10 protein-coding genes are annotated in these 13,781 nt (G+C 37.4%); 5 read left to right on the top strand and 5 right to left on the bottom strand.

Annotated features, from left to right (window positions below):
* The 4 genes from C3V44_RS03930 to C3V44_RS03915 form a co-directional block, all read right to left on the bottom strand.
* Nucleotides 1-1,641 carry a hypothetical protein gene (locus tag C3V44_RS03930; protein ID WP_106095606.1) on the bottom strand — a complete coding sequence of 547 codons (1,641 nt, stop codon included), beginning with the start codon at nt 1,639-1,641 and terminating at the stop codon, nt 1-3.
* 49 nt (nt 1,642-1,690) lie between these two features.
* Nucleotides 1,691-2,554, bottom strand: a complete 864-nt coding sequence (locus tag C3V44_RS03925; protein WP_106095605.1) for a DUF58 domain-containing protein — start codon at nt 2,552-2,554, stop codon at nt 1,691-1,693.
* A gap of 125 nt (nt 2,555-2,679) precedes the next feature.
* Nucleotides 2,680-3,858: an aspartyl protease family protein gene (locus C3V44_RS03920; RefSeq protein WP_106095604.1), complete on the bottom strand. Its 1,179-nt coding sequence runs from the start codon at nt 3,856-3,858 to the stop codon at nt 2,680-2,682.
* A gap of 65 nt (nt 3,859-3,923) precedes the next feature.
* On the bottom strand, nt 3,924-4,925 hold the full coding sequence (locus C3V44_RS03915) for a MoxR family ATPase (RefSeq protein ID WP_002671404.1): 1,002 nt from the start codon (nt 4,923-4,925) through the stop codon (nt 3,924-3,926).
* Between the two features lie 566 nt (nt 4,926-5,491).
* Here C3V44_RS03915 and C3V44_RS03910 point away from each other — a divergent pair.
* The 4 genes from C3V44_RS03910 to C3V44_RS03895 all read left to right on the top strand — a co-directional run bounded on the left by C3V44_RS03910 (nt 5,492) and on the right by C3V44_RS03895 (nt 11,826).
* Entirely contained in the window at nt 5,492-6,628 is a 1,137-nt protein-coding gene (locus tag C3V44_RS03910) for a PLP-dependent aspartate aminotransferase family protein (RefSeq protein ID WP_015782746.1), read from the top strand.
* 72 nt (nt 6,629-6,700) lie between these two features.
* Entirely contained in the window at nt 6,701-8,518 is a 1,818-nt protein-coding gene (locus C3V44_RS03905; protein WP_106095603.1) for a GDSL-type esterase/lipase family protein, read from the top strand.
* Nucleotides 8,519-8,554: 36 nt separating this feature from the next.
* On the top strand, nt 8,555-10,105 hold the full coding sequence (locus C3V44_RS03900) for a LysM peptidoglycan-binding domain-containing protein (protein WP_106095602.1): 1,551 nt from the start codon (nt 8,555-8,557) through the stop codon (nt 10,103-10,105).
* Entirely contained in the window at nt 10,102-11,826 is a 1,725-nt protein-coding gene (locus C3V44_RS03895) for an MBOAT family protein (protein ID WP_106095601.1), read from the top strand. The genes C3V44_RS03900 and C3V44_RS03895 overlap by 4 nt, the downstream gene beginning before the upstream one ends.
* A 223-nt stretch (nt 11,827-12,049) precedes the next feature.
* Here C3V44_RS03895 and C3V44_RS03890 read toward each other — a convergent pair whose 3' ends face one another.
* Nucleotides 12,050-12,982: a malate dehydrogenase gene (locus C3V44_RS03890; protein ID WP_106095600.1), complete on the bottom strand. Its 933-nt coding sequence runs from the start codon at nt 12,980-12,982 to the stop codon at nt 12,050-12,052.
* A gap of 184 nt (nt 12,983-13,166) precedes the next feature.
* Between C3V44_RS03890 and bioD the strand changes: the two genes are divergently transcribed.
* Complete coding sequence (gene bioD / locus C3V44_RS03885) at nt 13,167-13,775, top strand: dethiobiotin synthase (RefSeq protein ID WP_106095599.1); 609 nt, start codon at nt 13,167-13,169, stop codon at nt 13,773-13,775.
* Nucleotides 13,776-13,781 lie beyond the last annotated feature (6 nt).

The following is a 13,781-nucleotide window of genomic DNA, read 5'->3' as shown; positions in this document are numbered from 1 at the left end:
TTATTCTGTTTTAAATACAATAGAATTGATAACTCTTTGTGCTATCTTATCTGCGTTAGGTTCGTCTATATGGGTGATAAGAACTTGTTGGAGCGCATTGTTTTCAGTAAAACTGTACAGCTCATAAGAAGCGCTAAAGTATTTACCTTTCTCGTTAGGAATACTCATTTTGCCAAAAACTTTTATACCTTTTGCACCGCTGGGCGAGGTGTATTCTTCCTGCAAGGTAGTGATGTTCTTCGCCTTAGCTTTATCCAATTGCGAAAGCACTATTTCATTCACCTTTTGTGGGTCTAAGGTAAGTCCACCGCCTTGTTCCTCTTGTTGAGGTGCTGTATGTTGGGCGTCTTTCTTAAAGGTAATGATATTGGTCATTATGTATAAAGGTGAATTAAGACTGCCGTAATAGAAAGTGTATTGCTTATCTATAATCGATTTGTATTCCGTTACGTCTACTATTTGCTTGCGAATGAGTATCTCTGGCGTAGTGAGCTCAGTAATAGGATAACCGTAATCACTTGTTACCCACTCGCTGCGATTGATACTCGCATAAGTATTGAAATATTTGTTGTACAAGATACTATATCCCATAAGCAATACAGGAGCTAATACTACAAAACAAAGCGCGACGATAAGAGCCACTCGGTTGCGTCTTTTTCTGCGTTCTCTTATTTTCAGTACGCTCATTGCGAAAGCGTCTTGTGTAGGCACTTCCCCTTCGGCTACTACCACAGGGATAGCCTCTTTGGTTTTGATAACCACATTCTCAATGGTCTCACGGTCGTATTCAGCATTGTTGTCCGAGGGCTTACTCTTGGCAAATTTCACCAAGTCGGCATTTTGTAATACCCGTTTGAGGTTGCTGATAGTCTCTTCCGATAAGTGTAGCTTTCCTGCTTCTTGCAAAACATTAATTTTAGCCAAAAGCTCATCTGTGGTACTCTCTTTGGCTAAAATATGCACCTCGTCTTCCAAGTATTCTTTTACAATATCGGTAAGCCGAGTATAATAGGCTTTGTGTTGTGATTCTATGAGGTATTTAGAATTTTGTAAGTCTTTTAGGTCTTGTATGGCGCGCTCAAAAGGAGGTAACTTTTTGCGTTCTTCTTCGGCTGATAGTTTCTTCTTGCGGAAGACGAAGAAGTATAATCCACCTGCTACTAAAAGTAGTCCTATAATTCCTGAAATAATCCATAACCACATACGTGAAGCCGTAGGTGAGGCTACCTCGGTAATAGGTTTAATGTCGTATAAAGGCTGTTTGAGCGTATCTACCGCTACGGTATGTACTTCTACGAGTAGCGAATCGGTATAGTAGTCTTTGTTACTGATGTGTATCCTTTGTCGCGGAATGGTGTACTTCCCTTCATCAAATTGGGTAAGGTAGTAGGCTTTTTCCAAACGAAACTTACCTCCCTCTTTCAAGGTATCAGTAGGGTCGGCTTTTACCATTTCTAGCGGACTAAAACTCTGTCCTTCCGGAAATGCCACAGCCGCATCAGCAGGGGCTTCTACCGATATCTTGTATTCTATCTGTTCTCCTATTTTTATGTTCTTTGTATTAGTCTCTACCTTCACCTCTTGTGCGTAAAGAGTAGGAAATACAAATAATATTAATATGAAATATAATATTCGTCTCATTTTACCGCTTAATACTTAATTTAGTCTCTTACCTCTTACCTCTTATCTCTTATCTATTTTTAAAGTATCCCAACAGCTTTTGGGTATAACTCTCATCGTCTCTACAGCTCACTACCCCTGCACCCGATTTTTGCCAAAGCGTCTCAAAATAGTTCACCGTCTCGTGATATTGTTTTGCATATTCATTTCGCACTGCCGATGAAGCGGTGTTCACACGCATCAGCGCTCCCGTTTCAGCATCTTTTACCATTACATAACCTAAGTTAGGTAATTCAGTTTCTTTTTTGTCATAAATGCGAATACCGGTAATATCGTGTTTTCTGGCAGCTATCTGTATAGGTTTCTCATAGCCTTTATCCATAAAGTCCGAGAGCATAAACACAATCGCTTTTTTCTTCGTTACCCTACTGAGGAACTGCAAAGCCTCCGAGATATTAGTCTTAAAACTTTTAGGCTGAAACTCTATAAGTTCTCTGATGATGCGCAACACGTGCGATTTCCCTTTTTTAGGTGGAATATACAGTTCTATTTGGTCAGAAAAGAGTATCAATCCCGTCTTGTCGTTATTCTGTAAAGCTGAGAACGCCAAGGTAGCTGCTATTTCGGTAATCACTTCACTTTTGAATTCCTGTTTCGTACCAAAAAACTCACTACCGCTCACGTCTATCATCAACATTAGCGTAAGTTCGCGTTCCTCTTCAAATACTTTCACAAAAGGCTCGTTGTAGCGTGCCGTTACGTTCCAGTCGATATTGCGAATATCATCACCAAATTGGTACGGACGTACTTCACTGAAAGTCATACCCCGACCTTTGAAGGTAGAGTGATACTCCCCTCCGAAAATATTATCGGAGAGCTTGCGCGTTTTTATCTCTATTTTGCGTACTTTCTTTAATAGTTCTTTGGTATCCACTTTTATTGTTTTATTGTAAGTTATGAATACAAATTAAAGCTTAAAATAATATAGTTATAACATAATAATTTTTTTCTGTCACAACATTCTCCTCAGAGTACTCAGTGAGTTGTCGTAGTTCAGTATTACAACAATTCTTTTAATTTTATCTTTATTGTCTTCTCTTCATCACTATTAGGAGCTTTATATCCAATCTTAACTGTTTTACCTTTTTGTTTTAGCATTTGTCGGTATTGTTCTAAGTCCCCCGTATTGTTTTTATTGATACTCATAATTTTACTTCCTTCTCGTAGCCCTTTTTGGTAAGCCTCCGAGTTTACAATTATTCTTGTAACTACAATCTCATTATTTACCCGTTGTATAGAAATAGGACTTATGAGTTTTTCAAATTCTTTACTAAATAAATTATTAGGTCTTAGGTATAATTTATGTGTTTCATAGTTCAAGATAATATCAAATCTATTAATGATTTCACTCCCCAAAATTCCTAAATAATTAGGAAACGAACTTACTCCCTCTTTGTCTGACGATAAATTAATAGGAATATCTTTAAAGTCAAATCCAGCAACGGTAAGTTCCTTTATCATTCCGGTTGTTACAGTACTCTTTTTACTCAGATTATCACTCGAAGAGACCAAAGTCTTTCCTATTTTTTCAATCAACTTATGTTGCTCTTTATAGGGAGTGTTGATGAGTAACGAAAGTCCTGCTCCACTGTCAAAAAATACATCTCCGTCAAACACTTCCCCATTCTCTAATTTAATACGGATAGGGAACTGAGGAATAGGAACTCCTAACTTAAATTCAAAAGGTACTTCTGTATATCCTTCTGTGTTTAGAGTCTCACTAAGATTATAAAGAGAAATAACACGCCTCTGAAAATCAATCTTTGTAATATAATCCTTTATAATATCATTCCCGATGATACCATCGAACTTTTTCTCAAAAGCATTGTTCAACCTACTTAAATCTTCTAAAACAATATTTACATTCCCAATTTGTAACTCAGAATTTAAATTTATTGTTTGTGATAATGCTATGTGATATTCTTTACTCCCTCCAGCACCTTCTACTTTCTGGGTATGATTAGGCTTTATTCCATATTGCTCAGCAACACTTTTATCTAAAATAGTAGTGGAGGCTCCAGTATCAAAATAAAAGGTAAGAGGCGTTGCCTCACCTTTTACTGATAGCTTTAATAACACGTACTTATCCTCTAATAACTCAAAAGGCAGAACTGCCCTTTGTGCACTAATAGCCAACGGCAAGCATAAGGTCAGTATTAAAGTACTCATTGTTTTCATAATAAAACCAGTTATTTTAATATCTCAGAATTACCTTTTACCTTTTACCTTTTATCTTTTACCTGCTATGGTACTTCAATGGTATTCACTATCTTGTGAATCATCTCTACTGAGGTAATATTCTCAGCCTCTGCTTCATAGGTAATACCGATACGATGGCGCAATACGTCAAATACTACCGCACGTACGTCCTCAGGAATTACATAACCACGACGTTTGATGAAAGCATAACATTTTGCCGCCATTGCCAAGTTGATACTACCACGAGGCGATGCCCCAAAGCTAATAAGTGGTTTAAGCTCTGCCAAGTTGTATTTTTCAGGATAACGAGTCGCAAAAACAATGTCTAAGATGTATTTCTCAATCTTTTCGTCCATATACACCTCGCGCACGGCTGTTTGTGCTTTTAGGATTTGTTCCAAACTCACTGTTTGGTTCACCACTGCGTAACTATTGCTGAGATTGTCGCGCATAATCCGTTGCTCTTCGTCCAGTTTAGGATAGTCGATAACCGTTTTAAGCATAAAACGGTCTACTTGTGCCTCAGGCAGTGGATAAGTTCCTTCTTGTTCTACAGGGTTTTGAGTTGCCATTACCATAAAAGGAGCGTCTAACTTAAAGGTCGAATCACCAATGGTTACTTGTCGCTCTTGCATTGCTTCCAATAGGGCAGACTGTACTTTGGCAGGCGCACGGTTAATCTCGTCAGCCAATACAAAGTTCGCAAAGATAGGTCCCTTTTTTATAGAAAACTCGTTTTGTTTGATGTTGTAGGTCATTGTTCCTATCACATCGGCAGGCAATAAGTCTGGCGTAAACTGGATACGGCTAAACGACCCGTGTACCGATTTAGCAAGGGTGTTGATGGATAGTGTTTTTGCTAGTCCAGGCACCCCTTCCAAGAGGATATGTCCTTTGCCTAATAATCCGATAAGCAGGGCATTTACCATATGTTTTTGCCCTACAATCACCTTGTTCATCTCATTGGTGAGCGCATCGATAAACACACTTTCACGCTCTATCATTTCGTTTATCTGACTGATATCTACAGATGTTCTTTGTTCCATAGTACAAATTATTTTTTTAGCGTTTTTCTTTAATACAAATACTGTGCCGTCTTGTTATTAGTACGGGTTACAAAAGTATTTTTTTCTTACTAAACTGACAAATATTTTTGTAAAATAATTTTCTAAGCTGTGTTTAATCTTCCTTTATTTTATCTTACATCTTGTCATTGCTTTTGTGTCACTACACTTCCCCTTCGAAGGTAGCCAGCGACAGCTGGGTATGTGTAGAGGGGTATGTTTTAGCATCTTACTTCCGCCTTACATTCATCTTACATTTATAATTTGTTCATTTACCTTTCATTCATTAGTCACTTTTTACTCACTGTAGAGCCACTATAAAGCCACTGTAGACCCACTGTAGAGCCACTGTAGACCCACTCTTTATCCATCTATCCTATAAGTTTCCTATAATCTTTGTATAATTCCCTACCCCTAATTCACCATTAATCACTAACCATTAACCACTAACCATTAACCACTAACCATTCATCATTAATAATTAACTTTTTTTGCGTAGCATATAAAAAAGTACTACTTTTGTCGCTCTAATAGCAAAGATATAAGAAATGAAGTTTGAAACTAAAGCCATTCACGGCGTAAGAACTGCCAATAAAAACACAGAAAACTGGGGAAGCACCATCAATATGGCTTCTACTTTCCCTATTGAAGAATACGGTGTAGAACAAGAGTTTGAATACGGACGCGTTTCAAACCCTACTCGTAAGGATTTTGAAAGTCTTATAGCTCAATTAGAAAGTGGCATACACGGATTCGGATTCTCATCAGGTATGGCTGCCATTTCTTCTGTTTTTACAATGTTTAAAACAGGCGACCATTTTGTGTTAGGCTTAGATATCTACGGAGGTACTTATCGCATTATGCACGATATTTTCAATAAATTTGGTTTTGAAGCTACTTTTGTCGATATGACTGACCTAACCAAAATAGAGAAAGCCATTCGCCCTAATACAAAAGCCATCTTTATAGAAACACCCTCCAACCCTCTGTTAGACGTTACCGATATATGCGGGGTAATAGAAATCGCGAAGAAACATAATCTGCTCACTATGGTCGATAATACCTTTATGTCGCCCGTGTTACAACGCCCTTTAGAGTTAGGAGCCGACATAGTATTACACAGTGCTACCAAATATTTAGGAGGTCATAACGATATTATCGCAGGAGCAGTGGTGGTAAATGATGAAACCTTAGCCGAGAAAATACGTTTTGCACAAGTAGCCATAGGGGCATTGCTTTCTCCGTTTGATAGCTGGTTGCTCTTGCGCAGTATGAAAACCCTCAAACTAAGAGTCGAAAAAGCTCAAGCCAATACCCTTAAACTATTAAATTTCCTTAAAACACACCCTGAAGTAGAAAAGGTGTATTATCCTACTGATACACAAAATAAAGGGAAAGCAATACAAGAACGCCAAGCTTCTGGTGGAGGTTCAGTATTTTCTTTTACAGTAAAAACCGAAGCCAAAGCCAAAAAGTTTTTCGAGAGTCTAAAAGTAGCCCTTTTTGCAGTGAGCTTAGGAGGAGTCGAAACATTGGTAACTCACCCCAGTTCACTTACTCACACCGAGTTCCCCGAAGAAGAAAAAGTAGCACGAGGCGTTACCCGTACACTCATCCGCGTAGCAGTAGGAATTGAAGATGCTGACGACCTTATCGCCGATTTTAAACAAGCCTTAGAAAAATAATTTGTAAAAAATTTGCTGTTGATTCATTATTTATTTGTATCTTTGCCCGCTGGAAGAAAAAGAAGCTAACTTGTGAAGACACCCTATTTTAAACAATCTTTTCTTATTGTTTTATTTGCAACACTCATTTTCATTGGATTTAAGAACTGCTTACCCGCGCGTATTTTTCCCGAAACTAAAGCCTCAGGAAGCAATGTAGTAGTAGATAGCTTAATGTTGGAAGCCATTTCAGGTAAAGAAATCGACAAAGTACTCAGCCAAGCCAATGATTCTTTAGCACAAGAACAACGACTTAAAAAGTCTGACCAGTATCTTTTTTCTTTCTTTAAAAAATTAGAAGAGTTAGAACAAACTAAAAATGGTAAAATAAGAATCGCTTATTACGGCGATTCGATGACTGATGGCGACCTCATCGTGCAAGATTTGAGAGCTCTTTTCCAAAACGCTTTCGGGGGGTTAGGAATTGGCTTTTTGCCCATTGCTTCTGAGTCGGCTAAATCAAGAGGAAGCGTATTCCATTCTTATTCCAATACTTGGAAAACCCAATCTTATGTGAATGTAAAACGCCCTAAACGTCCTTTTGGTGTCTCTGGGCAAGTGTTCTTTACACAAGGCAATGGCACGTGGGTACAATATAGGTCATCAAACCAAGCTCATATTAGTCAGTTGTATGCACCAGCATTGTTCTATGGTGCTTCTGGTAATAAAGAAGCAAAAGTAGAAATTGCCTATAACGATACTGTAAGGGTAGTAAAATCATTAGACACTGATAAATTGCTGAATGTATTGCCTTTAACCGAAGGTGCAAACACTAAATCAGTGCGTATTACTTTCTATAAGTCCGATTCTATTCCTATTTATGGAGTGGGCTCAATGCAAGGTAAAGGCGTATATATAGATAACTTTTCAAGCAGAGGTAACTCAGGCTTACCCTTATCGCTCTTTAATCCTGATTTAATGAGAGCTTTCGATAGAGCGTTAGGCGGATATGACCTTGTAGTATTACACTTTGGTGCTAATGTACTCAATTACGGTACACTCGATTATTCGTGGTATGAACGTGGAATGACAAAGGTGATTAACCAGATAAGAGCTTGCTTCCCTCATACCTCAATTCTTGTTATCTCTACCGCCGATAAGTCTACTAAAGTAGATATGGAGATGCAAACCGATAAAGCAGTAGTACCTTTGGCAAAAGCACAACGGAAATATGCACAAGATACTCGCTCTGGTTTTATTAATTTATATGAACTGATGGGAGGTAGAGGCTCTATGAAACAATGGGTAGAGGCAAATCCACCGTTAGCAGGTAAAGACTATACTCACTTTAATCCAAGAGGAGCTAAAAAAGTAGCCCACCTCATCTATAATAAACTTATGGAAGAGTATGAGCACTATAAAGATCCTCGTAATAGTGAAAAAGCCGATGTGTTCCAAGAAAGAATAAAAGAAATTCAAACAGTACGAACCGTTACTCCTACTACTCAACCTAATGTAAATAGAACAAGAACACAAACTGTAACAACTCAGCGAGTACAATCACCAACTACTCAGCGAGTACAAAGTACAACTATTCAGCGAGTGCAATCACCAACTACTCAGCGAGTACAATCACCAACTACTCAGCGAGTACAAAGTACAACTATTCAGCGAGTGCAAAGTACAACTACTCAGCGAGTACAAAGTACAACGACTCAACGAGTGCAAAGTACAACTACTCAGCGAGTACAAAGTACAACCACTCAACGAGTACAAAGTACGACTACTCAGCGAGTGCAATCACCAACGACTCAACGAGTACAACCATCAACAATTCAGGCAGTACAGAATATTACAAATAAAGTGCATAAAGATACTATTAAAGAAAAGAAAGACAATTTACATAGATAACATAACAAGATAGATAACACACTAAAAAATAGAACAATGAAAAAGCGAACGCCATTCATAAAGAAACTAATAGCTCCTGTATTGTTTATCATTACAGTAGCCCTCTATTTTAATGTTAATTATACTACAGCTATTAATTTATCTTCACTTACTTCAAAGATAGTAAATATAGAGAATAAAGAAGGAATTGATAAAGATGCCTTCAAGGAAGCTATTCCGCAGCCTTTGGCATATGCTGCAGGTGATGATGACTCTCCTAAGGAGTACAATAATTTGTACAATGCCTCAGCTTTGAACCCTTTTTTCGAAAAGCTTGCTGCTTTGGAGAACTTGAAAGATAGGAAGATTAATATTGTTCATATTGGCGACTCTCATATTCAAGCCGATGTAATGACTAATATTGTAAGACAACGCTTGCAAGAAGAGTTCGGAAATGCTGGTTTAGGTTTGGTATTCCCGTATTCACTTATTAGAACCAATGGGGGACATAATGTGAGCTTCACTTCCAATATCTCTTGGAATAGTGAGAAGAATACTTCTTCTGCAACTGTTGGTATTACAGGTTATTCTCTTTCTACCAGTAACAAGAATTTTGTTATTGAATTGGACTTAAAAAATAAAAACTACACCTTTAATACGGTAAAGATTATTACCCCTAATAACGAACGTTTGTTCGAATTGGCTACCAATGTAGGTAAAGTAGCTCGTTTGAAACCTAGTGTACCTAAAACACTTTCACACAAAGTAGAGCAAGGGCAAACACTTTATGGTATTTCAAAGAAATATCACACTTCAGTAGAAAAAATACAACAAGCTAATAACTTAAAAAGCGCACAAATAAGAATAGGGCAAGTATTGCGTATCCCTACTAAAGAGATGGTAGCTTCTACTACTAAACAAAAAGTAGATTTATCTAATGCTACCATTTTAAACGGTAATTCTTTATATAGCTATTATTCTTATGATAATCTAACCCCTTCCGATAAGGTTTATCTCACAGCCAATACCGAGAGCTCTTCATTTACGCTTAATGGAATTGTCTTAGAAAATGATAAAAACGGAGTTATATATCACAGCATAGGGGTAAATGGTGCTCATTTCTCTGATTATAATAAATCACAGCTCTTTTTCGACCAAATCAAAGCCTTAGAACCCGATTTAATCATTATATCTTTGGGTACTAATGAAGCTTATTGTCGAATGTCTGCAACTCGTTATGACGAAGAGGTAAATAAATTCATAAAAGCAATTCGTTCTCAATATGGTCAATGTCCTATATTGCTTACTACACCTCCGCCTTCTCTTTACAAAAAGAAAAGTCCTAACCCCTTGTGTATGGAATACGCCGATACTCTCATCGATAATTCAGTAAAAGATAATTACAGTGTTTTTGATCTTTATCGAGCTGTAGGAGGAAATGAAGCGATTCAACGCTTTATTCAGCAAAATCTTATTGCTGGTGACCGCATACATTACACAAGAAGTGGCTATACTGAGCAAGGCGCTCTCTTTTATGATGCTTTTATGAGCAATTACTTGAATTATAAAAAACAATATAAACTATCTTTAAAACCCTATCTAAATTGAGTATAGATGCCTTACTGCAATGGTTTATTGATACATTCACAACTGAAAACATCTCTAAATGGTTTGTTGATAATTTCTCATTCACAACCGAACAAGTAAGACAATGGTTCATTTATGACTCTAATCATCCACTATTATTTAATAGTAGTTTGTTTTTAGGGTTATTTTTGGTGTTTTATTTGGTGTATATTATTACCAAAAAACACGCTCATTTCCGTACTGTTTATGTTACCTTATTTTCCTTATTCTTCTATTATAAGGCAGGAGGTAACTTCTTTGTGTTGCTGATAATCTCCTCATTGTTAAATTATTTCTTTGCAGGACAAATCTATAGAAGACAGAATGCCTCATTGCGCAAGTTCTTTCTGGCAGTGAGTATGGTTGCCGATTTGGGTATTTTAGCCTATTTTAAGTATACTAACTTTTTAATTGATAGTCTCAATACACTGCTTCAAAGCAACTTTGCCTTACAAGATATCATCTTGCCTATAGGTATCTCGTTCTATACATTCCAAACAATGAGCTACACTATTGATGTATATCGCCGAGAGATAGAACCTGCTAAATCATTCTTAGATTTTACTTTCTTCGTATGTTTCTTCCCTCAATTAGTGGCAGGGCCTATTGTGCGTGCCAAGGATTTCATACCACAGATATACAAAAAAATAAGCTTAACGAAAGAAGAAACTTCTTTTGCTTTATTTCTTATTATTGGAGGACTAATTAAAAAAGCAGTTATTTCCGATTATATCTCCCTAAACTTTGTAGATAGAGTTTTCGATGCTCCTAACAGCTATACAGCTTTTGAGAACTTAATGGCAGTATATGGCTATTCTTTACAAATATATTGCGACTTCTCAGGCTATTCCGATATGGCTATAGGTTTAGCACTACTAATGGGCTTCACTCTCCCCATAAACTTCCGTACTCCTTATCAGTCTAAAAATATCACTGAGTTTTGGAGACGTTGGCACATTTCCTTATCTACTTGGCTAAAAGATTATCTTTACTTTTCAGTAGGAGGAAACCGCAAAGGTACTTTTTGGGGCTACTTCTTCCCAACCGTCTTTTTTGCTTCCACTTTGCTATGGGCATTTCATATGCAAGAAAAAACAATGTTGCCTCTTTACATTACCTTAGGAGCTATCGTTGTGTTTGTATTGGCTATACTTATCTCTAAAAACCGACAAAAATCAGTGCGTAGTCATTTCAACCAGATGACGACAATGCTCCTAGGTGGTTTATGGCACGGAGCTAATTTGCGTTTCATTATTTGGGGAGCATTACACGGTTTAGCTTTGGCTGTTCATAAAACTTTTACGGAGTTCTTCCCTAATAAGAATCCTGAGAAGAGAACTTTTTTTAAAGGTATCGCTAATATCATTTTTGTAGTGATTACTTTCCACTTTGTAGCTTTTTGCTGGATATTTTTCAGAGCCAAAGATTTCGATATCGCTTTAAGTGTAATCTACAATATCCAGTCTATAACTTATGATCTTCATCAATTTCAAGTTATTGCCAAGGGCTATCAAAATGTATTTTTGTTAATGGCAATAGGCTTTGTTTGGCACTTTTTCCCTACCAGTTTAAACGAATGGCTTAAAAAGGTATTTGGTGCAATGCCTATTCTCTTTAAAGCAATTATTTTGGCACTTACTTTTTGGGTGGTATATGCCACTGCTTCAAGTGGAGCACAACCCTTTATTTACTTCCAGTTTTAGACGATATACATCTAAGTAAAAACTTAGTTTTTTACTCAAATAGAACAAATAAAAAAGTGATTACTTTCTCTTGAAAATAATCACTTTTTTGGTGTTTATATAGTTGTTCTATCCCAACTATGTAAAAACTTAGTTTTTTACTCAAATAGAACAAATAAAAAAGTGATTACTTTCTCTTGAAAATAATCACTTTTTTGGTGTTTATATAGTTGTTCTATCCCAACTATAATACGCTTGCTAACGCTTTGTTTACTTCGCGTACTGCTCCGGTACTTTCAGCAAATTTGGCTTTTTCAGCATCGTTGAGTTTTACCTCTACAATTTTTTCTACACCATTTTTACCGATGATTACAGGCACTCCTACACACACATCCTTTTGTCCGTATTCTCCTTCGAGCAATACTGAGCAAGGGAAGAGTTTCTTTTGGTCGCAAGCGATTGCTTGTACTAAAGCTGATACGGCAGCCCCTGGTGCATACCAAGCCGAAGTTCCCAAGAGTTTAGTAAGGGTCGCGCCACCTACTTTAGTATCTTCAGCAACCTGATTGAGGCGGTCAGCACTTAAAAACTCAGTTACAGGCACACCACGATAGCTTGCCAAACGAGTAAGAGGTAGCATACCACTATCGCTGTGAGCAGCGATTACCATACCATCTACGTCTGAAATTGGACTGTTGAGTGCTTCTGCCAAGCGATATTTAAAGCGAGCGCTATCGAGTGCTCCACCCATACCAATAATGTGGTTCTTAGGTAATTTAGTAGCTTTGTGTACCAAATAAGCCATAGTATCCATAGGGTTGCTTACTACAATCACAATCACATTAGGTGAGTATTTTACCAATTGTTCTACAACCGATTTCACAATGTTTGCATTGGTACCGATAAGCTCTTCACGAGTCATACCTGGTTTACGAGGAATACCTGAGGTAATCACAGCTACATCACTGCCTGCTGTTTTTGAATAATCATTGGTTACCCCTACAATACGAGTGTCAAACCTATTGAGGGAAGCGGTTTGCATCAAATCCATAGCCTTACCTTCGGCAAAACCTTCTTTGATGTCAATTAAAACTACTTCAGACGCGAAGTCTTTAATAGCAATGTACTCTGCGCAACTTGCTCCTACGGCACCAGCGCCTACTACTGTAACTTTCATATAATCTATTATTTAAGTCAGGAGAAGCCTCCTGATGGTTATTTTCAAGCAACAAAAGTAAGGACTTTTAGCAAATCCTCCAAATTATCTTTAAAAATATTTTTAACATTCTTTTTACTTTTTCATTTTATGCTATGTGCTTTTTATGTACTTTTGCACTTTCAAAACTAATAAACCATTCAAAATGAAAGACACTTATTTTGTGGTGGGCATTTCCACCGAAGTCGGTAAGACCGTCGTTTCGGCTATCCTTACCGAAGCTCTCCAAGCCGATTATTGGAAACCAATCCAATCTGGCGATTTAGAAAACTCCGATACTCATAAGGTAAAACGCTTCATTAGCAACTCCCGCACGGTATTTCACCCTAATAGTTATGGGCTACACACACCTGCTAGTCCACATCTTTCTGCTCAGTTAGATGGCGTTCGTATTGAGCTTTCCAAAATTGTGCGTCCTACTACCGATAACACTTTAATTATTGAAGCAGCAGGAGGTCTCTATGTTCCTTTAAATGATGAAGATACTATGCTCGATCTTATCCTCCCCACCGATAAGGTAGTGCTCGTCTCTCGCCACTATTTGGGTAGTATTAATCATACAATGCTCACTTATGAAGCCCTTAAAAACAAAGGACTCAACGTTCACGGCATTATTTTCAGTGGTACCCCCACACCGTCTACCGAGGAGTTTATTTTTCATAAAACAGGACTCCCCGTGCTCTTACGTATAGATGAAGAACCTTATTTTGATAAGCAAGTTGTTAAAGAATATGCTAGCAAACTAAAAATATAATATAAA

This window comes from Capnocytophaga sp. oral taxon 864 (assembly GCF_002998835.1).
Lineage (GTDB): Bacteria > Bacteroidota > Bacteroidia > Flavobacteriales > Flavobacteriaceae > Capnocytophaga > Capnocytophaga ochracea.
The sequence above is the reverse complement of the archived record's forward strand: the minus strand, read 5'-3'. Positions and strand labels throughout refer to the sequence as shown.